The sequence below is a fragment of the Microbacterium sp. UBA1612 genome (assembly GCF_002321605.1).
Lineage (GTDB): Bacteria > Actinomycetota > Actinomycetes > Actinomycetales > Microbacteriaceae > Microbacterium > Microbacterium luteum.
This window is the reverse complement of the sequence record NZ_DCMW01000025.1, coordinates 97,726-121,727: the sequence shown is the minus strand read 5'-3', so window position 1 is coordinate 121,727 and position 24,002 is coordinate 97,726. Positions and strand designations below refer to the sequence as shown.

Here is a 24,002-nt window from a genome sequence, read left to right as displayed (position 1 = left end):
AACAGGAGAACGGCCATGGCCGTCGTCACCATTCGCCAGCTGCTCGACAGCGGCGTTCACTTCGGACACCAGACCCGCCGGTGGAACCCGAAGGTCAAGCGCTTCATCCTCACCGAGCGCAGCGGCATCCACATCATCGACCTGCAGCAGTCGCTGTCGTACATCGACAAGGCGTACGAGTTCGTCAAGGAGACCGTCGCCCACGGCGGAACGGTCCTCTTCGTCGGCACCAAGAAGCAGGCGCAGGAGATCATCGCCGAGCAGGCGACCCGCGTCGGCCAGCCTTACGTCAACCAGCGCTGGCTCGGTGGTCTGCTGACGAACTTCACCACCGTCAGCAAGCGCCTCGCCCGCATGAAGGAGCTCGAGGAGCTCGACTACGACGACCCGGCTGCGAGCGGCTTCACGAAGAAGGAGCTGCTGCTGAAGAAGCGCGAGCTCGACAAGCTGCACAAGTCGCTCGGTGGTATCCGCAACCTCCAGAAGACGCCGTCGGCCATCTGGGTCGTCGACGCCAAGCGTGAGCACCTCGCCGTCGACGAGGCCACCAAGCTGGGCATCCCGATCATCGGCATCCTGGACACCAATGCCGATCCGGACGAGTTCCAGTACCCGATCCCCGGCAACGACGACGCGATCCGCTCGGTGAGCCTGCTGACGCGCATCATCGCCGACGCCGCCGCCGAGGGCCTGATCCAGCGCCACCAGCCCGCGGACGAGGTCGAGGAGGCCGCTGAGCCCCTCGCCGAGTGGGAGCGTGAACTGCTCGAGTCGGGTGCTCCCGCGCAGTCGTCGGCAGACACCGAGAAGGTGGCCGATGAGGCCGAGGCCACGGTCGAGGCGAGCGAGATCGTCGCCGAGGAGCAGGCCGCCGAGGGCGAGAAGGCCACCGAGTCGGAGGCGGATGCCGCCGGCGCAGCCGCCGCGGACGCGAAGTAACCGTCGCGCAACCGACACCGAGTATGTTCGGCGGGGCCGTCTCCGGACGGCCCCGCCGAAGCGAAGCACGAACCATCTGAACAAGGAGCCGCCACCCATGGCAAACTTCACGATCGCCGACATCAAGGCGCTGCGCGAGCAGCTCGGCACGGGCATGGTCGACACCAAGAAGGCGCTCGAGGAGGCTGACGGCGACGTCGACAAGGCCACCGAGATCCTGCGTCTGAAGGGTGCGAAGGGCAACGCCAAGCGCGCCGACCGCTCCACGAGCGAAGGACTCGTCGCCGCTCACGAGCAGGACGGCGCGGTCACCCTGATCGAACTCGCCTGCGAGACCGACTTCGTCGCCAAGAACGAACGCTTCGGCGCGCTGGCCGAGAAGGTCCTCGCCGCCGCCGCCTCCTCCCGCGCCGACTCCGCGGAGGCTGCACTCGCGGCCGACGCGTCGGGCCAGACGGTCGAGCAGCTGATCTCGGACGAGGCCGCCATCATCGGCGAGAAGGTCGAACTGCGCCGCGTTCGCACCCTGACCGGCGACGCGTTCGAGGTCTACCTGCACAAGACCAGCAAGGACCTTCCGCCGCAGGTCGGTGTCGTCCTCGCCTACACCGGCGATGACGCCGAGACCGCGCGCAGCCTTGCGCAGCACATCTCGTTCGCCAACCCGTCTTATCTCAGTCGGGACGAGGTTCCCGAGGCCGACGTCGAGAAGGAGCGCGAGATCGTCACCGAGATCTCCCGCAACGAGGGGAAGCCCGAGGCGGCCCTTCCGAAGATCGTCGAAGGTCGTGTGAACGCGTTCTTCAAGCAGGTCGCGCTGCTCGACCAGGACTACGCCAAGGACAACAAGCAGTCGGTGGCCAAGGTCGCCGCCGACGCCGGTCTCACCCTCACCGGCTTCGCCCGGTTCAAGGTCGGAGCCTGACGTTGAAGAAGGCCCGCACCGCTTCGGTGGTGCGGGCCTTTTCTCATGCCCTTCGATAAGTTGTAAGCGACGAGAGGAATCACGTGATCGATGAAGCGACCGGACGCCGGCGCGTTCTGCTGAAGCTGTCGGGCGAGGCTTTCGGCGGCGGGGCGCTCGGGGTCAACCCCGACGTCGTGTCGCAGATCGCCCGTGAGATCGCCGAGGCGGTGGACCGGGTGGAGATCGCCGTCGTCGTCGGCGGGGGGAACTTCTTCCGCGGAGCCGAGTTGAGTCAGCGCGGCATGGATCGCGGCCGCGCCGACTACATGGGGATGCTCGGCACGGTGATGAACGCTCTGGCGCTCCAGGATTTCCTCGAGCAGGCCGGAGCCGCCACGCGCGTGCAGTCGGCGATCTCGATGACGCAGGTCGCCGAGCCCTACATCCCGCGGCGCGCCGAGCGGCACATGGAGAAGGGCCGGGTTGTCATCTTCGGTGCCGGCGCCGGCCTGCCGTACTTCTCCACCGACACCGTCGCCGCTCAGCGTGCGCTCGAGATCGGCGCATCCGAGGTGCTCGTGGCCAAGAACGGTGTGGACGGGGTGTACACGGCAGACCCGCGCACCGACGCGTCCGCGACCCGCATCGACCGCATCACCTACTTGGACGCGCTGCAGCGCGGTCTGAAGGTCGTCGACTCGACGGCGTTCAGCCTCTGCATGGACAACCGCATGGACATGCGGGTGTTCGGAATGGAGCCGGCGGGAAACGTGACGCGGGCGCTGCTGGGCGAATCGATCGGCACGCTGGTCACGGCGTGATCGCCGCCGGCTGACTAGACTGAGTTTTCGGTTCGAACGATGGGAGTCACTCGTGATCGCTGACGTATTGGCGGATGCCGGAGCGCGCATGGACCGCGCCGTCGAGGCGGCGAAGGAAGACTTCGCGACGGTGCGCACGGGGCGCGCCAACCCGCAGCTGTTCCAGAAGATCCTCGTCGACTACTACGGCAGCCCGACACCGCTCGCGCAGCTCGCGTCGCTCGCCAACCCCGAGGCTCGCTCGCTCGTGGTCACCCCCTACGACAAGTCCGCCCTCAAGGCGATCGAGCAGGCGATCCGCGACACCCCGAACCTCGGTGCGAATCCCACCAACGACGGAAACATCGTGCGCGTGACCATGCCCGAGCTGACGGAGGAGCGTCGCAAGGAGTACGTCAAGATCGTCCGCGGCAAGGGGGAGGACGCCAAGGTGCACGTGCGCGGCATCCGTCGCAAGACCAAGGACGACCTCGACGCCCTCAAGAGCGATGTCGGCGAAGACGAGCTCGTCCGTGCCGAGAAGGAACTCGACGCCCTCACGCGCGCGCACGTCGACGAGATCGACGACGCTCTGAAGCGCAAAGAGGCTGAGCTGCTAGAGGTCTGAGTCGCCGGATGACCGACGCGCCCGACGCTCCGTCCGGAGACGACGACGTCCCACCACTGACCCGGCGGGACGCTGGAGCGCGCCAGGAGCCCGGATCCGACGCGCAGGACCCCTCGCAGGCTTTCCAGGAGCACATGCGGGCGATGCGCACCGGTGTCGAGTCGCAGATGGCTCACGCGCGGGCGGAATTCGACCAGGCGAACGAGCGGATCAAGGAGCGAACCGGTCGTGACCTCATCGTCGCCATTGTGATCGGCATCGCGATCGGCGGTGTGCTGCTGCTCTCGCTCGTGCTGCTGAAGTGGATCTTCATCCTCTTCGCGCTCGTCGCGACCGTCTTCGGGATCCTCGAGATCAGCCGCGCGCTCACGGTCGCCGGTCGCCGTATCGACGTCGCACCGCAGGTGGGCGTCGGCGTCGTCCTCGTGCTGTCAGGCCTGTTCGCCGACCTGTGGTTCCACTGGGTCGTCACGTTCGTCGCCGTCGTCGTGATCGCCGTCTGGCGACTGATCGCCCAGATGGTGGCCGTGGACCAGCGCTCACCGTCGGACGTGCTCGCCGATGTGCTGACGGGCGGCTTCGTCCAGCTGTACGTGCCCTTCTTCGCCAGTCTCTCGCTCGTGCTGCTGCGTCAGGACGGCGGCGAGTGGTGGATCATCACGTTCATCCTGATCGCCGTCGTGGCCGACACCGGCGCCTACATCAGCGGACTCACCTTCGGGCGTCATCCGATGGCGCCCCGGATCAGCCCGAAGAAGACGTGGGAGGGCTTCGCCGGAGCTGCCGTCGCGGCCCTCGTCGCGGGTGTGCTCGCGTCGATGTTCCTGCTCGGGCTGCCGTGGTGGACCGGCCTCGTCTTCGGAGCCGCGATCCTGGCGACGGCCACGGCCGGTGACCTCGGTGAATCCATGATCAAGCGCGATATGGGCATCAAAGACATGAGTTCGTGGCTGCCCGGTCACGGCGGTGTGCTCGATCGCCTGGACTCGATCCTCCCGTCGGTCACCGTGGCCCTCGCACTGTCCTATCTGTTCACTCCTCTGGTGGTGACCCCATGAGCTCGGCCCCCGTGTCGTCCGATTCCCCCTCGCCCTCCGAGCGCACGTCGTTCCCGATCGCGCAGGGGCGCACGAAGGGGTATGACCGCGCGGCCGTCGACGACTTCCTCGCTCGTGCACGCGGTGTCTTCGAAGGCGAGACCGGAGACGCGCTGACCTCCGAGAGCGTGCGACGCGCGGCCTTCCCCCTGACGCGCCATGGCTATGTCATCGCGGCGGTCGATGCGGCGCTCGCGCGCATCGAAGACGCCTTCGCCGCCCGTGAGCGCGAGACGGCACTCGCGGACGGTGGTGTCGGCGGATGGGTCGGCGCGACGCGCGGAACCGCGCAAGAGGTGCTCGATCGCCTGACACGACGCAAGGGACGACGATTCGACCGTGTCGGCGCGCTGCGGTACGGGTATCGCATCGATGAGGTCGATCTGGTGGGGGACAAGCTCGCCCGCTACCTGGCGGACGGCGAACCCGTCTCGGTCGAGCAGGTGCGATCGGTGGCGTTCCGCATGCAGCGCGGCGGGTACCGCGAGGCGCAGGTGGATGCCGTTCTCGACGCGGTCGTCGAGGTGATGCTCGCTGTGCGGTGACGCGCGTTGCGGGGCGGATGACACCGGGAGTCCTCGCGGCTAGAATCGGGTCACTGTGACTGCCGGAAGCGACCTGACCCCCGCGCGCCGCTCGCGTCGCGACGTGGCGAACGTCGCCGCGCCGGCAGGCCGCCCGTCGGCACCGGCGCAACGCTGGTCCCGGCGTCGCGGGGTCCTCGCCGTGTTCGCCACGCTGGCCGCGTTCGGCTTCGTCATCGCGTACGCCGGCCCGACGGGCGTCGCTCTCAGTCAGGCGGCCGCCGAGGAGACGCAGCCCATCACGCTGTACTCGAGCACGTTGGGAGACGTGCAGACCCTCGTCACCGCCGACGCCGGCGAGGGCGACGAGATCCCGACCTTCGAGCGCGGGAACTACGAGGTCTATGTCACGCCGACGCCGACCCCGACTCCGGAACCCGTCGTCGCGAGTGAGTCGTCGTCATCGTCGACCGAGGGAGGATGGGCGCCGCCGTTCGTCACGCCCGATCCCGGGTCCGCACAGGCCATCGCGTACGAGATGGTGACCGCTCGGGGATGGGGCGACGGCGAGTTCTCCTGCCTCGTGGCGCTGTGGAACAAGGAGTCGGGCTGGCGCGTCAACGCCTACAACGCCTCCAGCGGGGCCTACGGCATCCCGCAGTCGTTGCCGGGAAGCAAGATGGCCAGTGCCGGGGCCGACTGGGAGACCAATCCGGCCACCCAGATCTCGTGGGGCCTGGGATACATCGGCGGACGCTACGGGACCCCGTGCGGGGCGTGGGGGCACTCGCAGTCCGTCGGCTGGTACTGACCCGTGCCGCGGTCCAACCGTCGGCGCCGCGACCAGGCGGCGGGCGACGCATCCTTCGATCGGCTCCTGGCGGGGTGGAAGCGCACGGAGGTGCGCCGCGGCGCCGAGTGGACGGTGCAGCCCCTCTCGGCCGCACAGGCGGTCAAGCCGTACACGTGCCCGGGATGCTCGCGCGTGATCGAGCCGGGTACGGCACACCTGGTGGCCTGGCGGGCCGACGGCGTGCTCGGCGACCGCGCCGACCTCGCGGCGCGCAGACACTGGCACAACGCCTGCTGGAGGATCAGCTGATGGAGATTCGCGGACCGCTCATGCTTCCCGCTCGCCGGGAAGAGATCGAGCTCGAGACGCTCGACGGGCTCACCCTCGTCGGCGAGCTCGCGCTGCCCGCCGATCGTGAGCCGCGCGCGACGTTGGTGACCCTCCACCCCTTGCCGACCGCAGGCGGATTCATGGACTCGCACGTCTTCCGCAAAGCGGCCGCGCGCCTTCCCGCGCTGGCCGATCTCGCCGTTCTGCGGTTCAACACCCGCGGCACGTCATCGCCGCGCGGCACCAGCGAGGGGGAGTTCGACGGTGGGCGCGCGGAGGCCTTCGACGTCGCCGCGGCCATGGACTTCGTCCGCGAGCGCGGGCTCCCGCATCCGTGGCTGATCGGGTGGTCCTTCGGTACGGAGCTGACCCTCAAGTACGGACGCGACCACGCCGCCGAGGGCTTCATTCTGCTCTCGCCCCCGCTGCATCGTGCGACACCGGAGGAGGTCGCCGCGTGGGCTCAGGAAGAGCGCCCGCTCATCATCCTCGTGCCCGAGCTCGACGACTTTCTGCGCCCGGACGAAGCCGCGGAGCGGTTCGCCGCCGTGCCGCACGCGAACCTCATCGCGGTCGACGGCGCCAAGCACCTGTGGGTGGGGGAGTCGCAGACGCGACGGGTGCTCACCGAGATCGTCGCCGCGGTGAACCCCGACGCGCTGCCTCTCCCCACCGAATGGTCGGGGGAGATCCCCGGCACGGCGTGACGGTCACCGTTCGTTCTGACGGGGGATCAGCACCTGCCGGTAGAGGATGAGGATGCTGGCCGCGACCGGGATCGCCACGAGCGCACCGAGCAGTCCGAGGAGGGAACCGCCGGCGAGGGCGGCGATGACGATCACGGCGCCGGGGACGGAGACCGCGCGACCCATGATGCGGGGGGCGATCACGTACGCCTCCAACTGCATGTACACGAGGTAGTAGACCGCCGCGATGATCGCCGTCGACGTGCCGCCCAGTCCCGGAATGAGGCACAGCAGCACGATGATGGTCGATCCGGTGAGGGTGCCCACGAGCGGGATGATCGAGAAGAGGAACGCGACGACGGCGAGCACGGCCGGGAAGGGCGCGCCGATGATCGACAGGAAGATCGCGCTCAGCACGCCGTTGAGCACGCCGAGCGAGAGCTGTCCGATCACGTAGTAGCCCACCGAGTCGGTGATCTGCTCGGACAGATCGATGAAGCGGGCGCGCTTGGATGCCGGGACAAGCTGGTAGACCGCTCGCTTCAGGCTGGGAGTCGATGCGGTGAAGTAGATCGTGAGGATGAGCACGATGAACGCGCCGGTGAGTCCGGCCAGGACGGCTCCGCTGAAGGCGAGGACGCCTTGACCGATCGATCCGCCGATCTCGGTGACGTTCGTCGTCAGCCAGTCCTCGACGTAGCTGAACACGTCGTCGACCCTCAGCGTGGGGAAGGTCGTCTGCAGCCAGGAACGCAGATCCTCGATGAAGGTGCCGCGCTCGACGAGTCGCACGATGGCGGTGACGAGCTGCGAGATCTGCGACACGATCAGCGGGACGATCATGAGGACGATACCCGCGAAGAGCGCGAGGACTCCCAGGATCGTCACCACCACCGCCGCCCAGCGGGGCAGCCGCCGCCGCTCCAGGAAGGAGATCACCGGGTCCAGACCCAGCGAGAGGAACAGCGCGGTGCCGACGTAGAGGAGGATGGTCGAAAGAGTCTGAATGCTGGCGATGAGCACCAGACCGAGCCCGACGCCCAGCGTGGCGAGGAACGCCACCCGGAACGGGTTATGGATCTTCACGCGGTCTCCTGCCTCGGCCGTGCTCCTGTGGTGTCAGGATACGCATGCGCGCCGAGGAGTCTGCGCATCGACGCCTCCCGGTGGCCTTTCAGGTCGTCTCCGCTAGTCTGAAACGTCGATTGACGTCTGCGTTGGGACCCGAAGCGGACGTGGAGAGGTGTTTCCTTGCGATTCGTGTGGGCCGTGCTGGCGTTCGTCCTCGCCGCGGTGATGATCGGCGCGGGTATCGCGCAGCGCACCGTCTTCCAGGGTCCCGATGCGCAGACCGCGCAGTTCGACGTCGAGGGAGATGTGCCGTACGTGCTCATCGACGGCGGCGCGATGACGGCTGTGTCCGGTCCGCAGACGCTTCGGGTGCAGGGGGAGGGCGAGCTCTTCGCGGCCTACGGCCGCACGGCCGATCTCGAGGCGTGGCTCTCCGACGCCGAGTACGCCCACGTGACCGCCGACGACACCGGCACGATCACGACGTCCACCATCGCCCCCGCCGTCCCGGAGCCGGCAGAGACCGAGGTCGCCGATGAGGGTGAGGGCGCCGACGATGCCGCTTCCGCGGACGACGCCGCCGCCGAAGAGGCAGCGCCCGGGCGCAATCCGGTCGGATCCGACCTCTGGCTCGACGAGTATCAGCAGGCCGACCTCCTCGTGGCGCCGCTGCAGCTTCCCGCGGACATGAGCGTGCTCGTGGCCGCCGACGGAACGGAGCCCGCGCCCACGGATCTCAGCGTGTCGTGGCCGATCGAGAACGGCACGCCGTGGGCCGGCCCTCTCATCGTGGGTGGTGCGATCCTCATGGTCATCGGACTGATCCTGTACGTGCTCGGAATCCGTCACGTGCGCCGGTCGCGCGGACCGCGCCGGAAGGGCCTGCCCCTTCCCGCGACGGAGCCGATCGACGTCACGGTCGACGACCCCGACAAGGGCGTGATCAGCAGCACCCCGTCCCGGCGCGCCGTGGGGCGTGGTCGGCGCAGCATGATCGCGGTCCCGGTCGTCGCCGCTTCGGCGCTGGTCCTCGCAGGCTGCACGGCCGACGCGTGGCCCGACCTGGCCGGAACACCCACCCCTTCGCCCACCGCTTCGGTCATCGTCCCGGAGGGCCAGCAGTCTCCTGCGGTCACGCGGCCCCAGGCGGAGCGCATCATCGAGCGCGTGGCGGCGACCGTCGCCGAGGCGGACGAGGCCCGAGACGCCGATCTGGCGGCCACCCGGCTCGAGGGTGCACCCCTCGCCGAGCGAGAGACCCTGTACACCCTGCAAGAGGCGATCGAGGACCGTGAGGGGCTGCCGGCCTTCGCCACCACGCCCCTCGAGGTCGTGCTGCCCCAGGCGACCGAAGGCTGGCCCCGCACCTTCCTCGCGGTTGTGAACGATCCCGAGGGCACGGCCGCGACGACGATGTTCCTGAGCCAGCAGGACGCATGGTCGGACTACAAGCTGACCTCGTACTCGTATCTCGAAGCAGACACGACCCTTCCCGACCTGGCGCCCGTGTACGTCGGTGCGACGCAGGTTCAGCCCGATTCGCCGTTCCTCATCATGGAGCCGCAGGAATTGTCGACCGCCTACGCGGATGTGATCAACAACGGCGAAGACAGCGAGTACGCCTCCCTGTTCGAGCTCGATGAGGACCAGTTCCGCATCGGTGTCGCTGCCGACCGGCAGAAGCGGCTCGACGAGTTCAACGAGACGGCCGAATCGACAGGGGAGCTGACCTTCTCGACCGAGCCCGGCGAGGAGAACCCCACAGCGCTGGCCACCCTCGAGAGCGGAGCCATCGTGGCGGTCACCATCCAGGAGATCGACACGGTCCAGCCCACCGACGACGATGCGGTGATCAAGCTCGACAACAATCCCACCGTGCAGACGCTGACCGGTGTGGACGAATCCTCCGAAGGATTCAGTACCGTGTATGTCGACCAGCTGTTCTTCTACGTGCCCGGCCAGGGCTCGAGCGAGAAGATCCGGCTTCTCGGATACGTTTCCAACATTCTCGACGCGAAGGTGATTGAGTGACCGATGCCGCCACGGCGGCCGCGATGCGCGGTGCCGTCGACCTGTCTTCCCTCCGTAACCGCCCCGACCCCGCCGAGCCCCGTGCGGCCGGCGGTTCGGCTTCGTCGGCGCTCGTGCGCGACGTCACGGACGCCACGTTCGGTGAGGTGCTCGAGCTCTCGCGCACCGTCCCGGTGGTGGTGGATCTGTGGGCCGAGTGGTGCGGGCCGTGCAAGCAGCTGAGCCCCATTCTCGAGAAGGTCGTCACCGAGCTCGGCGGGCGAATCGTCCTCGCCAAGGTCGACGTCGATGCGAACCCGCAGCTCGCACAGGGATTCCGTGCGCAGTCGATTCCGATGGTCGTCGCCCTCCTGGCCGGACAGCCCGTGCCGCTGTTCCAGGGAGCCGTGCCCGAACAGCAGGTGCGCGAGGTGTTCGCGCAGCTCCTGCAGGCTGCGGCGCAGAACGGTGTGACGGGCACGATCACGCCGGAGGATGCGCCGGACGACGACGTCGCCGAAAGCGAGCCCGCACTGCCGCCGGCCCACGCGGAGGCATACGCCGCGATCGAGGCCGGCGACTACGAGCGCGCCGCGCGAGCGTATGAGGCGGCGATCACCGAGAACCCCGGCGACGCCGACGCGAAAGCCGGTCTGGCGCAGGTGCAGCTGCTGCTGCGGGTGCAGGGCGCAGACCTGCAGCAGGCGCGCGCGGCTGCCGCCGATGCGCCCACCGACGTGGACGCGCAGCTGCTCGTGGCCGACCTCGATGTCGCCGGCGGTCATGTCGACGACGCGTTCGCCCGGCTTCTCGAGCTGTTCTCCCAGCTCGCCGGAGACGACCGTGCACCCGTGCGTGCGCGCCTGGTCGAGCTGTTCCAGGTCGTCGGCGACGCCGACCCCCGGGTGATCCGCGCACGTGCGCGGCTTGCCTCCTTGCTGTTCTGACTCCGACGACGCGACCTGATCGCCCCCGGCCATTCGTGCCGGGGGCGATCTCGTGTCAGCGGTGCGTCGGCGACGGGATACTCGCCCGCCGATCGTGGCTCAGCCAGAGCACTCCGAGAGGAGGCAGCACCATCGTGGCGCGGCCGTTCTCGTCGGCGTGGACCACACCGAGATTGCCGACGCCTGATCCGCCGTACTCCTCGGCGTCGGAATTGAGGATCTCCCGCCACACCCCGGCCTCCGGGAGGTCGATCTCGTACGGTCTCACCGGCACCCCGGAGAAGTTGCAGATCACCGCGACGGTGTTTCCATGCCAGTCCCGGCGGGAGAAGGCGATCACGCTGGAATTCCACGCCGGACCGCCGAGGCGAGAGAAGGCCGCTCCGTCGGCATCCCGCGACCACAGCGCGGAGTGATCCCGGTAGACGTGGTTCAGCGTGGAGACGAACCGCGCCAGCTGCTCGTGACTGGGCTGCTCGAGCATCCACCAGTCGAGGCTGCGCCCCTCGGACCACTCGGACATCTGACCGAACTCCTGGCCCATGAACAGGAGCTGCTTGCCCGGATGCCCCCACATGTAGGCGAGGTAGCCGCGCATGTTGGCGAGCTTCTGCCAGTGATCGCCGGGCATGCGCCCGAACAGGCTGCCCTTGCCGTGGACGACCTCGTCGTGGCTGATCGGCAGCACGAAGTTCTCGCTGAAGGCGTACACGAACGAGAAGGACATCTCTCCCTCGTGATGACCCCGGTACATCGGGTCGCGCGCGACGTACTGCAGCGAGTCGTTCATCCAGCCCATGTTCCACTTGAAGCCGAAGCCGAGTCCGGCGTGGTCGGTGGGGGCCGTGACGCCGGGGAAGCTGGTCGATTCCTCGGCGATCATCGAGATGCCCGGGTATCGCTTGTACGCGGTCGCGTTGACCTCTTGCAGGAAACGGATCGCCTCCAGGTTCTCGCGACCGCCGTGCACGTTGGGTTCCCACTCCCCGGCTTCGCGGGAGTAGTCCAGGTAGAGCATCGACGCGACGGCGTCGACACGCAGACCATCGACATGGAACTCCTCAAGCCAGTACAGGGCGTTGGCCACGAGGAAGTTGCGCACCTCGTTGCGGCCGTAGTCGAAGATGAGGGTGCCCCAGTCCTTGTGCTCACCTCGCCGGGGATCGGGATGCTCGTACAGCGCCTCGCCGTCGAATCGCGCCAGCGCCCAGGCGTCCTTCGGGAAGTGACCGGGGACCCAGTCCATGATCACGCCGATGCCGGCCTGGTGCAGCCGGTCGATGAGGTAGCGGAGGTCGTCCGGATGCCCGAAGCGTCGCGTCGGGGAGTAGTAGCCGGTGACCTGATACCCCCAGGACCCGCCGAAGGGATGCTCGGCGAGGGGGAGGAACTCGACGTGCGTGAATGCGTGCGCGGTCACGTACTCGACGAGCGGGTCGGCCGCCTCGCGGTAGGACAGCCCCGGGCGCCAGGATCCGAGGTGCAGCTCGTAGATCGACATCGGCCGCGACAACGCCGGCGTCTGGGCGCGCTCGGTCATCCAGGCATCGTCCTGCCACGAGTAGGACGTGTCGACGACCACCGATGCAGTCGCTGGAGGCAGTTCCGCCCAGCGCGCCATCGGGTCGGCCTTCTCGACCCAGTGACCGCTCTTGGTGCGCAACTCGAACTTGTACGCCGAGCCGGGCTCGACGCCCGGGACGAACAGCTCCCACACGCCGCTGGAACCCATCGATCGCATCGCGTGCGCGGCGCCGTCCCACCCGTTGAAGTCGCCGATCACGCGCGCGGCCTGGGCGTTCGGCGCCCAGACGGTGAACGCGGTGCCCGTGCTGCCGCCGGACTCGCGCGTGTGCGCGCCGAGCGCGAGCCACAGCTGCTCGTGGCGGCCCTCGCCGATCAGGTGCAGGTCGAGCTCGCCGACCGTCGGCGGGTGTCGATACGGATCGTCGACGATCCAGTCGGGCCCGTCATCGTAGGATGCGACGATCTCGTACGCTGCCGCATCGCCCCCGCGCGATCCCTCCCAGACTCCACCGCGCACGTGTTCGAGCGGAACGCGCGTGCCGTCGTCGAAGACGGCGGTCACACTCGATGCGAGGGGGCGCCGCGCCCGCACGGTCCACACCGAGGCTCCCTCGTCGTCGCGGGTGGCGTGAAGGCCGAGGACCGAGTGAGGGTCGTGGTGGGAGCCGGACGCGATCGCGTCGAGCAGGGATTCATCGGGGTAGGTCATCGCGCCTCCTTCACGTGGAGGATGTGCACCGGTTGGGTGAACGCGTCCAGTCGCACGTAGTTGTGGTCGGTCCATGTCCAGCGAGCCCCGGTCACGAGGTCTTCGACCTCGTAGGCGTCGCCCGGGGCGATGCCCCAGATCCGGGTGTCCAGGTGCACGGTGGTCTCCCGCACCGAGTGCGGATCGACGTTGACGACGACGATGATCGTGTCGGCGACGCCTTCGGGGCTGAGGGCGGCGTCCAGATGCTTGGAGTAGACCAGCACCGAATCGTCGTCGCTCCAGTGGGCGGAGAAGTTGCGAAGCTGACGAAGGGCGGGATGGCCTCGACGGATCTCATTGAGGCGGGTGAGGAACGGCGCGAGCGAGTCGCCGGTCTCGACGGCACCCTGCCAGTCGCGGATCTTGTACTCGTACTTCTCGTTGTCGATGTTCTCTTCCGAGCCGGGCCGCGCCACATTCTCGAAGTGCTCGTATCCGGCGTAGACACCGTAGACGGGGGCGGCGGTCGCTGCGATCGCCGCCCGGATCACATAGGCCGGTCGGCCGCCGAACTGCAGGAACTCGGTCAGGATGTCGGGCGTGTTCACGAAGAGGTTCGGCCGCAGGAAATCGGCCGTCTCGTGGGCCAGACCGCCGAGGAACTCCTCCAACTCCGCCTTCTCGTTGCGCCAGGTGAAGTAGGTGTAGCTCTGCTGGAATCCCGCCTTGGCGAGTCCCTGCAGCGGCGCGGGCCGCGTGAAGGCTTCGGCGAGGAAGACCACGTCGGGCTCCTCCGCGTTCACCGTGGCGATGAGCCACTCCCAGAACTGCAGCGGCTTGGTGTGCGGGTTGTCGACGCGGAAGATCCGCACCCCCTGCTGGATCCAGTGCCGGACCACCCGCAGAACTTCGGCGCGGATGCCCGCCGGATCGTTGTCGAAGTTGATCGGATAGATGTCCTGGTACTTCTTCGGCGGGTTCTCGGCGTAGGCGATGGAACCGTCCGGGAGGGTCGTGAACCACTCCGGGTGCTCGGTGACCCACGGGTGGTCGGGAGAGGCCTGCAGGGCGAGGTCGAGCGCCACCTCGACGCCGTGGGTGCGGGCCGCCTGCACGAACGCACGGAAGTCTGCAAGGGTTCCCAAATCGGGGTGGACGGCATCGTGTCCGCCGTCGGCGGACCCGATGGCCCACGGCGAGCCCGGGTCGGCGGGCCCGGCATCCAGGGAGTTGTTCGGGCCTTTGCGGTTCGTGCGGCCGATCGGATGGATCGGCGGCAGGTAAAGCACGTCGAAACCCATCGCCGCGACGGCGGGAAGCCGCTCGGTCGCGGTCGCGAACGTGCCGCTGCGGATCGATCCATCCTCGAGGACGGTCGCGCCTTCGGACCGGGGGAAGAACTCGTACCACGCACCCACGCCCGCCCGCTCGCGCTCCACCAGCAGCTCCTGCTCGTCGCCGCGCGTCATCAGGGCCGTCAGGGGTCGCCGCCAGAACATCGCCGCGATCTCGTCGTCGAGCACGATGCCGCGTGCCGCGACATCGTCGACCTGGTCGTCGCGCAGAGAGGCCGCGGCGGCGGTGAGCGCCCGCTTCTCGGTTGCCGGCCGGGATCGCTCCTCGGCGCCGCGCGTGAACAGCCGCGCACCGATCTCCCGCATGAGCGCCGTGTCCACACCCGCGGCGATCTTCACGTCGGCGGCATGGCGCCACGTCGCGAACTCGTCGGAGAACGCCTCGAAGCGGAAGCGCCACACGCCCTGCTCGAGAACCGATACGAGCGCGCTCCACCGGTCCATCCCGCCATCGAGCGGGTTCAACCGATGGAGGGACTGGTCTCCGCCCGGCGACGTGAGGCGCACCTGAACGCCGATCCGGTCGTGCCCGTCGCGGAACGCCGTGATCTCGAACGGCACCACCTCGCCGACGAACGCCTTGGGGCGGAAGTCGCCGTCCGGCACGGTGGGAGAGGATCCCGTGGTGGGGATGCGCCCGATCGCGGTATCCCGCGCGGGTTGCGCATCCGACGCAGGCCGGACGGGGATCGAGGCGGCGCTCCGCCAGGACTGGGGCTGTGCTGTGCGCGACGTGACCACGGTCCGAACCTATCGCGACAGCGTCGAGGGATACAGGGTCAGGGGTGGGGGTTGACACTCTCCACGCGGAACAGTTCCATAGCGGTCCCCGGCAGGTCGATGCGGTCGCCGGGCGCGTGGGCGGAGGCCTCCTGCGCGGGTCGTTCGTCGAGGCTGGACCACAGGCGGACGAAGCGGTGCGCGTCGTCGATCTCGGGGAGGGTCACCGTGACCGGACGCTCGGACCCGTGCACGACGAGCAGGATGCGATTGCGGGCCTCGTGCTCGGGCGTCGATGCCGCGACATACTGGAGGGTGCGCTTGGAGGAGTCGTTCCATCGCTCATCCGACATCGTCTCGCCGTGCTCGTCGTACCACTCCATCACCGACGCGGACGGAACGTGCTCCCCGCGCTTGGCGTAGCGCACAGGCCGCAGGGCCGGATTCTGCTGACGCAGTGCGATGAGGCGCGCGACGTGAGCCTGGAGGTCCTCCTGCCAGCCCGCGTGATCCCACGACAGCCACGTGAGCGGGGAATCGTGGCAGTAGGCGTTGTTGTTCCCGCGCTGGCTGCGTCCGAACTCGTCGCCCGCCGTCAGCATCGGCACGCCTGCCGAAAGCAGAAGTGTTCCGAGCAGGTTCCGCATCGCCTTGCGTCGTGTCGCGAGGATTCCCGCGTCGTCTGTGTGCCCCTCGGCACCGTGGTTGAACGAGCGATTGGTGTCGGCGCCGTCGCGATTCTGCTCGCCGTTGCCGAGATTGTGCTTGACGTCGTAAGAGACGAGGTCGTGAAGGGTGAATCCGTCGTGGGCGGTGACGAAGTTCACGCTCGCCAGCGGCCCGCGCTCGGCGGAGAACGTGTGGGAGGAACCCGCGAGTCGCGTGGCGAAGCCGCCGACTCCGACGGGCGTGACATCGGCCCGGCGCGCGTAATCGATGTCGCTCAGCCAGAAGTTGCGCACGCGATCGCGGTAGCGGTCGTTCCATTCGTGCCAGCCGTCGCCGAAGTTGCCGGTCTGCCAGCCCCCCATTCCGACATCCCACGGTTCGGCGATCTTCTTCACGCCCGCCAAAGCCGGATCGGCGATGATCGCCTGCAGCAGGGGATGGTCCGGGGTGAAGGCGTGGGCGGCGTCGCGGCCCAGGGTGGCGGCGAGATCGAAGCGGAAGCCGTCGATCTGCACGTCCTGCGCCCAGTATCGGAGCGAGTCCAGCACGAGACGGGCGGCGGCATCCGTTGCGGTGTTCAGCGAGTTCCCGCACCCGGTGACGTCGATGTAGGTGCCGTCGTCCTGCTGCCGGTAGTAGTGGCGGTTGTCCAGACCGCGCAGGCTCGTGCGGGGTCCGCCGAGACCTTCTTCGCTGGTGTGGTTGTAGACGACGTCGAGGATGACCTCGATGCCCGCCTCGTGCAGGAGCTTCACCATTCCCTTCACCTCGCGCAGGACCGCGTCGGGGCCTCGGCGACGGTTCTCCTCGGTCGCGTACGCGGCGTGGGGAGTGAAGAAGTTCAGCGAGTTGTAGCCCCAGTAGTTGGCCAGCCCGTGCTGCAGGAGCCGAGGTTCCGTGGCGAATGCATGAATGGGCAGCAGCTGCAGCGCGGTCACCCCGAGCCGCTGGAAGTGCTCGATCATCGCCGGATGCGCGAGGCCTGCATACGTGCCGTGCAGCGCGGGCGGCACTCCCGGGTGGCGCTTGGAGAGTCCCTTCACGTGACCCTCGTAGATCACGGTGCGATCCATGGGGGTGAGCGGCTTCGTGACGCCTCCCCAGTCGAAGCTCCGATCCACCACGACCGACCGCCAGTCCTCGTAGCCGTCACCGGTGGCCAGGCCCCGGGAGTACGGTTCGATGAGCAGCGTGCCACGGTTGAAGGTGGCCCCCGGCGTGCGTGGGCCGTCCGCGCGCACGGCATATCGCGCACCCGGCCGCAGCAGATCGCTGCTCACGCTCCACACGCCGTCGCCGACCGGTTCCAGCGGGATGTCCGCGATGCTCCAGTCGAGATCGGCGTCATCGAAGACCACGAGGTCGATCCCACCCGCGTCCTCGGACCACACGCGGAGGGTGCCGCCGCCGTCGTGCAGGGTGACTCCCAGATCGTCGAAAGCGTGCGAGGAAAGAGCCGACGCGGGCGCGGTGGAGGGCGCGGGGGACATGCGATCTAGAGTAGTGACGCCGCGAGGCAGCAGCACTCGGACGCGAGACCGTCGAAGGAGGGGGATGGTCGTCTACCTCGATCACGCCGCCGGCACATCGCTGCGCCCCGAGGCGCGCGACGCCTGGGTGCACGTGCAGACGCGCGTCGGCAATGCGTCTGCGATCCACGCCGCCGGCCAGGGCGCGCGCCGCCTCCTGGAGGAAGCGCGCGAACGGCTCGCAGCGGTGCTCGGATGCGGATCGATCGAGGTGGTGTTCACGTCGGGAGGCACCGAAGCGGTGAACCTGGCGATCAAGGGCCTGTGGGACGCGCGCGGGGGTGATGGGGATGCGATCGTCCTCCCCGACGGCGAGCATCACGCGACCCTCGACACGGTGGGATGGCTGGCAGCCCGCCGCGGAGCCCGTGTCCGCTCGGTGGAGCTCGACCGGCTCGGGCGCATCCCGCCTGCGTCCTTCGGGGCGGCCCTCCCGGGTGCGGCCTTGGCCACGGCCCTCGTCGCGAACAACGAGGTCGGCACCGTCAACGATGCGCCGGCTCTCGCGGCGGAGGCAGTCGCCGCGGGGACGCCTCTCCACCTCGACGCCGTCTCGGCCTTCGGGCACGTGCCCGTCGACTTCGCTCGGTGGCGGGGCGATGTCCGCGATGGAACGGGGCTGGTGGCACTCAGCGTGTCGGCGCACAAGATCGGAGGGCCCGTGGGGGTGGGCGCGCTCGTGGTGTCGCGCCACGCCGAGCCGACGCCGCTGCTGCACGGAGGCGGACAGCAGCGCTCCCTGCGGGCGGGCACGCAGGATGTCGCCGGAGCGACCGCCTTCGCCGTGGCCGCCGAACTCGCCGTCGCCGAACGGGAGGAGGAGGCCAGGCGCCTCTCCGCGCTGCGCGAGCGCGCGCTGACGGCCATCCGCCGCGACATCCCGGATGTCGTTCCCCTCGGAGATCCGATCGACAGGATCCCGGGCAATCTGCACCTGCATCTGCCGGGAGCGGGGGGCGAGTCCCTGCTGTTCCTGCTCGATCAACGCGGGATCGCCGTCTCCACCGGCTCGGCGTGCCAGGCGGGCGTGCCCGAACCGTCCCACGTCGTGCAGGCGCTGGGGTTCGACGAGCGGGCGGCGCGACAGGTGCTTCGCATCACTCTCGGTCGCACGAGCACCGTCGACGACGTCGACGCGCTGTCCGCGGCGCTTCCGGAAGCGGTGTCGCGGGCTCGCGCCGCCCGCTGAGAAGGCCGCGCGAGGACCGGAGGTCAGGCGCCGGTCAGTCCGCCGTCCCTAGACTGGTTCGCATGAGGATCCTTGCGGCGATGAGTGGCGGTGTCGACTCGGCGGTGGCGACCGCCCGGGCGGTCGAGGCCGGTCACAACGTCGTCGGCGTGCATCTGGCGCTGTCGCGCGCAGGCGGCACGCTCCGAGCCGGCAGTCGCGGCTGCTGCACGATCGAGGATGCGATGGACGCCCGTCGCGCCGCGGATTCACTCGGCATCCCGTTCTACGTGTGGGACTTCTCCGAGCGCTTCCGCGATGACGTCATCGATGACTTCGTCGCCGAGTACCGCGCCGGTCGAACGCCCAACCCCTGCATGCGCTGCAACGAGAAGATCAAGTTCGCCGCTCTCCTCGAGCGCGCTCTCGAGCTCGGCTTCGACGCGGTGTGCACCGGGCACTACGCCACGCTCGTCGAGGGTGAGGGCGGACTCGAGCTGCACCGCGCATCCGACGCCGCGAAGGACCAGTCGTATGTGCTCGGTGTGCTCACCGCCGACCAGCTGGCGCACACGTACTTCCCCCTGGGCGACACGCCCTCGAAGGAGCTCGTCCGGGCCGAAGCCGAAGAGCGGGGGCTGACCGTGGCCCGCAAGCCCGACAGCCATGACATCTGCTTCATCCCCGACGGTGACACCCGAGGGTGGCTGGCCGACAGGGTCGGGGCGGAGAAGGGCGACATCGTCGATCGCGCCGGCGCGGTCGTGGGATCGCACGAAGGGGCGCACGCGTTCACCGTGGGGCAGCGTCGGGGTCTTCAACTCGGCGTGCCCGCAGCCGACGGCAAGCCCCGTTTCGTGCTCGAGGTCAGGCCGGTGTCGAACACGGTCGTGGTCGGTCCGAAGGAGGCGCTCGCGTGCGCGCGCATCGCGGGCGTGCGCCGCTCGTGGGCGGGCGCGGCCCCGACGGAGTCGGACTTCTCCTGTCACGTGCAGATCCGCGCTCACGCGGAGCCGGTGCCGGCGCGGGCGTGGATCGAGGACGACGTGATCACCGTCGAGCCGCAGAAGCCGTTCGACGGCGTCGCCCCGGGACAGACGGCCGTGCTCTACGACGGCACGCGCGTACTCGGCCAGTTCACGATCGACCGGACGGAATCAGCCGTTCCCGTCGACGCATGAGGGTGGCCGCGATCCCGCTCCGGCCCCGTCCGACCGTCGTGTCGGCGGGCGTCCATAGACTGACGGGGTGGCTGAAGGTGAACGAGCTGAGCTGACTCTCGACCAGGCGCGCGACGAGGTGAGAAACCTCACCGACCGCATCGGCGCCGCGCGCGACGCCTATTACGGCGACGATGCGGAGATCGTCGACGACGCCACCTACGACGGCTGGATGCAGCGCCTGGACGAGCTCGAGCGGCTCCACCCGGAACTGCAGGGCCAGGATTCCCCGACGCTCACCGTTGGCGCGGCCTCCGGCACGCTGTTCGCGCCGGTCACGCACGCCGAGCGCATGCTGAGCCTGGACAACGTCTTCAGCGAGGACGAATTCCGGGTATGGGCGGCACGCGTGGAGCGCGATGCCGGCCGCGTGGTGCCGTTCCTGTGCGAACTCAAGATCGACGGCCTCGCGCTGTCGCTTCGCTACGAGCACGGCAGGCTGACCAGTGCCGCCACGCGTGGAGACGGTCGCGTCGGCGAAGACGTGACGGAGAACGTGCGCGGCATCGCGGGCATCCCGTCTGCGCTGCACGGAGACGGGCATCCGCCTCTGGTCGAGGTGCGCGGCGAGGTCTTCTTCACAGTCGCCGACTTCGACTCGCTGAACGCCTTCCAGCAGGAGCAGGGCGACCGCCTGTTCGCCAACCCGCGGAACGCCGCGTCGGGATCGCTGCGCCAGAAGCGCGAGGGCAAGAACGAGCGTCAGCTGCAGGCGATGCATGAGCGGCTGTCGCGGCTGCGGCTCACGGTGCACGGGATCGGGGCCTGGCCGAATCCGCCGGTCGCGTCCCAGAGCGAGGTGTACGGCCTGCTGGCGTCGTGGGGTCTTCCGGTCAGCCCGTACTTCCGCGTGGTCCCCGGCGCGGCCGAGGCCGCCGCATTCATCCGTCATTACGGCGAGCACCGCCACGACGTGGAGCACGAGATCGACGGCATCGTCGTCAAGGTGGACGACCTGGCGATGCACGAGGAGCTCGGGGCGACCAGCCGCGCCCCGCGCTGGGCCATCGCCTACAAGTATCCGCCGGAACAGGTGAACACCAAGCTGCTCGACATCGTGGTCTCGGTCGGACGCACGGGGCGCGCCACGCCCTTCGCCGTCCTCGAGCCCGCGAAGGTCGCCGGCTCGGTCGTGCGTCAGGCGACCCTCCACAATCAGGATGTCGTGAAGGCCAAGGGGGTTCTCATCGGCGACACCGTCGTGCTCCGCAAGGCCGGCGACGTCATTCCCGAGGTGCTGGGGCCGGTCGTCGAGCTGCGGGACGGCGGTGAACGCGCGTTCGTGATGCCCGCGAGGTGCCCGGAGTGCGATTCACCGCTCGCCCCCGCGAAGGAGGGCGACATCGACCTGCGCTGCCCGAACACCAGGTCGTGCCCGGCTCAGGTGCGCGGTCGCGTCGAGCACATCGGGTCGCGCGGTGCGCTCGACATCGAAGGACTGGGCGAGGTGTCCGCCGCCGCCCTCACGCAGCCGGTGCGCCCCGAGGAACCCCCGCTGAGCACCGAGGCGGGCCTGTTCGACCTCACTCCGCGCGACCTGTTCGGAATCGATGTGGTCGTGCGCGACGCCGAGACCGGTCTCCCTCGACTGCTCGAAGACGGCACCCCCGATACACGGTCGCCGTTCCGGCGGCGTCGCAAACGCACAGATCCCGCGTTCGACGACGGCGGCGATTTCGACGGCGACGAAGAGCACATCCTCTCCGCCGCGGCGACATCACTGCTCGCGAATCTCGACGGCGCGAGGTCGAAGGAGCTGTGGCGCTTCCTCGTTGCGCTCAACATCCGGCATGTGGGTCCGGTCGCCGCCCGCGCCCTCGCGCAGTGGTTCGGATCGGTCGATGCGATCCGGGCAGCGACCCGCGACGAGCTCGCGGCGGTCGACGGCGTCGGCGGCATCATCGCGGATTCCCTGCAGGCATGGTTCGATGTCGACTGGCATCGCGACATCGTCGAGCGATGGGCCGCGGCCGGCGCGCGATTGGCGACTCCCGGTCACCCCGGACCGGGGGCGGCGGCCGTCGCGGGGGGCGTGCTCGAAGGCGTCACCGTGGTGGCGACGGGGACGCTGGAGGGCTATACGCGCGAGGGAGCGCAGGAGGCGATCGTCAACGCGGGTGGCAAGGCGGCTTCGAGCGTGTCCAAGAAGACCGACTTCGTCGCGGCCGGTCCCGGCGCGGGGTCCAAGCTCGCCAAGGCAGAGCAGCTCGGGGTGCGGGTGATCGACGCCGCTCAGTTCCACCTGCTCGTCACCGAAGGTCCCTCCGCGCTGGAGGAACCGGCCTGACTCCGGACGTCCGTCCGGCGACGGACGCCCGGCTCAGACGTCGTCCGCAAGGAGTCGATCGCGCACCTGCCGCCGCAGCACCTTGCCGATCAACGATGTCGGCAGCTCGTCGACCACGACGACGCGCTTGGGCACCTTGTAGGGCGTGAGCTCCTCGCGGGCGAAGGCCCGGATCGCCTCCGGGTCGATCCGGGCTCCGGCGGCGGCGACGACGGCCGCGACGACCTGTTCACCGGCACGATCATCGGGCAGACCGACGACGGCGGCATCGGCGATGCTCGGATGCCGCCGCAGCGCGTTCTCGACCTCGGTCGGAGCGACGTTGAAGCCGCCCGTGATCACGAGCTCCTTGATGCGGTCGACGATCCGGACGAACCCGGCATCGTCGATCGTGACGATATCCCCGGTGCGGAACCAGTCGCCCGCGAAGACGGCGGCGGTCTCCTCCGGCTTGCGGAAGTACCCGTCGAAGACCTGCGGTCCGCGCACGATCAGCTCACCCGCCTCTCCCGGGGGCATGTCGCGGCCGGGATCCTCGGGATCCACGACGCGGCACTCCGTGCCGGGGAGCGGGAGTCCGACGGTTCCGGGGACGCGGTGGGGGGCGACCGGGTTGGCCATCAGGACGGGGGAGCACTCCGACAGGCCGTACCCCTCGACCAGATAGCCGCCGGTGGCCGCCTCGAAGGGCACGACCAGATCGTGTGAGAGCGCCATGGCGCCGGAGATCGCGATGCCGGTTCCCGCCAGCGACACTCCCCGCTCCTCGGCCGAGGCGAGCAGGCGTCGTGCGATCGGCGGCACGAGAGGGAGGAACGTCGCGGGCCGCTTCTTCGTGACCGACAGCACCATGTCGGGATCGAAGCGAGGGAAGAGCACCAGGCGGGCCGCCATCGACATGGCGAACGTCAAGCAGAGCGTGAGGCCGTAGGCATGGAACATCGGAAGCACCGCGTAGACGACGCAGCCTTCGCCGCGCGTGATCGTGGGAACCCATGCTCGGGCCTGCGCCGCGTTTGCGAGAAGGTTCCGGTGCGTGAGGCGGGCGCCCTTCGGTGACCCGGTCGTGCCGCTGGTGTATTGGATGAGCGCGAGGTCGTCCGTCTCCGGTCGCGGATGCGAGGCATCCAAGGCGGTGGCGCTGACGACGTCGTCCCAGGCGATGGTCCCGGAGGTGGGTGCCGTCAGCGCCTCACGCCCCTCGCGCGCCTTTCGGATGGGCAGGTGCAGCGCCAGTCGGGTGTGCCAGGGCATCGCGGTGGTGAGATCCACCGAGACGAGGGAGTCCACGCGTACCTCGTCGGAGAACGCCTGCACCGTCGCCGCGACCTTGGACCACACGATGGCGTGCTTCGCGCCGTGATCGGCGAACTGGCGTTCCAGCTCGACCGGCGTGTAGAGCGGATTGTGCTCCACGACGACCGCACCCAGGCGCAGGATCGCGTAGAAGGCCACGACGTGCTGCGGGCAGTTGGGAAGGACGATCGCGACCGGTTCGCCCGCGGTCACCCCGACCTCCCTCAGCCCGGCGGCGGCTCGAGAGATCTGCACCTCCAGATCCTGATAGCTCGTCGTGCGCCCGAAGAACTCCAGCGCGGGAGCATCGGGGTGGGTGCGCGCCGAAGCGGCGACGATGTCCACGAGCGAGCCCGAGACCTCCGCCAGGTCCTCCGGAACTCCTTCGGCGTAGCTGTGGATCCACGGACGCGGCGGGTCGTAGGTCGCTGACACGGGCATCAGCCTAGACGGGTCGCGTGCCCCGGGACGGACGGAGACACCCGCCTACAATGGTCTGGTGTCTGAAATCACCCCCGATCTCGTGCGCCATCTCGGTGTGCTCGCCAGGATCCAGCTCGACGACGAGGAGGTCGACCGCCTCACCGGGCAGCTCGATGCGATCGTCGACAACATCGCGAAGGTGTCGCAGGTGGCGACACCGGATGTGGTCGCCACGAGCCATCCCATCCCGCTGCTGAACGTCTTCCGTGCCGACGAGGTGGGGCACACGCTCACCGTCGACGAGGCGCTCCAGAACGCTCCGGATGCCGCCGACGGCCGTTTCCGCGTGACCGCGATCCTCGGCGAAGAGCAGTAGAGGACGGAT

20 protein-coding genes are annotated in these 24,002 nt (G+C 69.0%); 15 read left to right on the top strand and 5 right to left on the bottom strand.

Annotation, left to right across the window (positions count from 1 at the left end; genetic code table 11):
- Positions 1 to 15 precede the first annotated feature (15 nt).
- The 9 genes from rpsB to B3S45_RS11450 all read left to right on the top strand — a co-directional run bounded on the left by rpsB (position 16) and on the right by B3S45_RS11450 (position 6,725).
- Entirely contained in the window at positions 16 to 939 is a 924-nt protein-coding gene (gene rpsB / locus B3S45_RS11490) for a 30S ribosomal protein S2 (RefSeq protein ID WP_071043231.1), read from the top strand.
- A 97-nt stretch (positions 940 to 1,036) separates the two neighbouring features.
- A complete protein-coding gene (gene tsf, locus B3S45_RS11485) occupies positions 1,037 to 1,864 on the top strand; it encodes a translation elongation factor Ts (protein ID WP_071043233.1) in 828 nt (275 codons plus the stop codon).
- An 83-nt stretch (positions 1,865 to 1,947) separates the two neighbouring features.
- Entirely contained in the window at positions 1,948 to 2,667 is a 720-nt protein-coding gene (gene pyrH, locus B3S45_RS11480) for a UMP kinase (protein WP_071043235.1), read from the top strand.
- Positions 2,668 to 2,719: 52 nt separating this feature from the next.
- Positions 2,720 to 3,274, top strand: coding sequence for a ribosome recycling factor (gene frr / locus B3S45_RS11475; RefSeq protein WP_071043236.1), 555 nt, complete (start codon positions 2,720 to 2,722; stop codon positions 3,272 to 3,274).
- Positions 3,275 to 3,282: 8 nt separating this feature from the next.
- A complete protein-coding gene (locus B3S45_RS11470) occupies positions 3,283 to 4,332 on the top strand; it encodes a phosphatidate cytidylyltransferase (RefSeq protein WP_071043238.1) in 1,050 nt (349 codons plus the stop codon).
- Positions 4,329 to 4,916: a DivIVA domain-containing protein gene (locus B3S45_RS11465; protein ID WP_071043239.1), complete on the top strand. Its 588-nt coding sequence runs from the start codon at positions 4,329 to 4,331 to the stop codon at positions 4,914 to 4,916. Before B3S45_RS11470 ends, B3S45_RS11465 begins: the two co-directional genes overlap by 4 nt.
- Positions 4,917 to 4,971: 55 nt before the next feature.
- Positions 4,972 to 5,706, top strand: a complete 735-nt coding sequence (locus B3S45_RS11460) for a lytic transglycosylase domain-containing protein (protein WP_071043240.1) — start codon at positions 4,972 to 4,974, stop codon at positions 5,704 to 5,706.
- Positions 5,707 to 5,709: 3 nt separating this feature from the next.
- Complete coding sequence (locus B3S45_RS11455) at positions 5,710 to 5,997, top strand: hypothetical protein (protein WP_071043242.1); 288 nt, start codon at positions 5,710 to 5,712, stop codon at positions 5,995 to 5,997.
- Complete coding sequence (locus tag B3S45_RS11450) at positions 5,997 to 6,725, top strand: alpha/beta hydrolase (RefSeq protein ID WP_071043244.1); 729 nt, start codon at positions 5,997 to 5,999, stop codon at positions 6,723 to 6,725. The genes B3S45_RS11455 and B3S45_RS11450 overlap by 1 nt, the downstream gene beginning before the upstream one ends.
- A 3-nt stretch (positions 6,726 to 6,728) precedes the next feature.
- Here the strand turns inward: B3S45_RS11450 and B3S45_RS11445 are convergent, their stop codons facing one another.
- Complete coding sequence (locus tag B3S45_RS11445) at positions 6,729 to 7,790, bottom strand: AI-2E family transporter (RefSeq protein WP_071043246.1); 1,062 nt, start codon at positions 7,788 to 7,790, stop codon at positions 6,729 to 6,731.
- Positions 7,791 to 7,964: 174 nt separating this feature from the next.
- Here B3S45_RS11445 and B3S45_RS11440 point away from each other — a divergent pair, with 174 nt between their 5' ends.
- Together B3S45_RS11440 and B3S45_RS11435 are read left to right on the top strand one after the other, a co-directional pair.
- Positions 7,965 to 9,806, top strand: a complete 1,842-nt coding sequence (locus tag B3S45_RS11440) for a glycosyl transferase (protein ID WP_286720775.1) — start codon at positions 7,965 to 7,967, stop codon at positions 9,804 to 9,806.
- A 23-nt stretch (positions 9,807 to 9,829) separates the two neighbouring features.
- On the top strand, positions 9,830 to 10,732 hold the full coding sequence (locus tag B3S45_RS11435) for a tetratricopeptide repeat protein (RefSeq protein WP_414683090.1): 903 nt from the start codon (positions 9,830 to 9,832) through the stop codon (positions 10,730 to 10,732).
- Between the two features lie 55 nt (positions 10,733 to 10,787).
- Here the strand turns inward: B3S45_RS11435 and glgB are convergent, their stop codons facing one another.
- From glgB to glgX, 3 genes are read right to left on the bottom strand one after another with little or no spacing between them, the layout of a single operon-like run.
- Positions 10,788 to 12,968 carry a 1,4-alpha-glucan branching protein GlgB gene (gene glgB / locus B3S45_RS11430; RefSeq protein ID WP_286720708.1) on the bottom strand — a complete coding sequence of 727 codons (2,181 nt, stop codon included), beginning with the start codon at positions 12,966 to 12,968 and terminating at the stop codon, positions 10,788 to 10,790.
- The gene (locus B3S45_RS11425) at positions 12,965 to 15,046 is read right to left on the bottom strand and encodes an alpha-1,4-glucan--maltose-1-phosphate maltosyltransferase (RefSeq protein WP_286720706.1); all 2,082 of its coding nucleotides are present in this window, start codon (positions 15,044 to 15,046) and stop codon (positions 12,965 to 12,967) included. The genes glgB and B3S45_RS11425 overlap by 4 nt, the downstream gene beginning before the upstream one ends.
- Positions 15,047 to 15,084: 38 nt before the next feature.
- Positions 15,085 to 17,184 (bottom strand): glycogen debranching protein GlgX, encoded by a 2,100-nt coding sequence (gene glgX / locus B3S45_RS11420; RefSeq protein ID WP_286720704.1) that lies wholly within the window; start codon positions 17,182 to 17,184, stop codon positions 15,085 to 15,087.
- Positions 17,185 to 17,248: 64 nt separating this feature from the next.
- Here glgX and B3S45_RS11415 point away from each other — a divergent pair, with 64 nt between their 5' ends.
- The 3 genes from B3S45_RS11415 to ligA all read left to right on the top strand — a co-directional run bounded on the left by B3S45_RS11415 (position 17,249) and on the right by ligA (position 21,898).
- Positions 17,249 to 18,412 carry a cysteine desulfurase family protein gene (locus B3S45_RS11415; RefSeq protein WP_071043256.1) on the top strand — a complete coding sequence of 388 codons (1,164 nt, stop codon included), beginning with the start codon at positions 17,249 to 17,251 and terminating at the stop codon, positions 18,410 to 18,412.
- Between the two features lie 62 nt (positions 18,413 to 18,474).
- Positions 18,475 to 19,572: a tRNA 2-thiouridine(34) synthase MnmA gene (gene mnmA, locus B3S45_RS11410; RefSeq protein WP_286720702.1), complete on the top strand. Its 1,098-nt coding sequence runs from the start codon at positions 18,475 to 18,477 to the stop codon at positions 19,570 to 19,572.
- 67 nt (positions 19,573 to 19,639) lie between these two features.
- The gene (ligA, locus tag B3S45_RS11405) at positions 19,640 to 21,898 is read left to right on the top strand and encodes an NAD-dependent DNA ligase LigA (RefSeq protein WP_071043259.1); all 2,259 of its coding nucleotides are present in this window, start codon (positions 19,640 to 19,642) and stop codon (positions 21,896 to 21,898) included.
- 33 nt (positions 21,899 to 21,931) lie between these two features.
- Here the strand turns inward: ligA and B3S45_RS11400 are convergent, their stop codons facing one another.
- The gene (locus tag B3S45_RS11400) at positions 21,932 to 23,629 is read right to left on the bottom strand and encodes a long-chain-fatty-acid--CoA ligase (protein WP_286720701.1); all 1,698 of its coding nucleotides are present in this window, start codon (positions 23,627 to 23,629) and stop codon (positions 21,932 to 21,934) included.
- A gap of 64 nt (positions 23,630 to 23,693) precedes the next feature.
- Here B3S45_RS11400 and gatC point away from each other — a divergent pair, with 64 nt between their 5' ends.
- Positions 23,694 to 23,993 carry an Asp-tRNA(Asn)/Glu-tRNA(Gln) amidotransferase subunit GatC gene (gatC, locus tag B3S45_RS11395; RefSeq protein WP_071043262.1) on the top strand — a complete coding sequence of 100 codons (300 nt, stop codon included), beginning with the start codon at positions 23,694 to 23,696 and terminating at the stop codon, positions 23,991 to 23,993.
- Positions 23,994 to 24,002 lie beyond the last annotated feature (9 nt).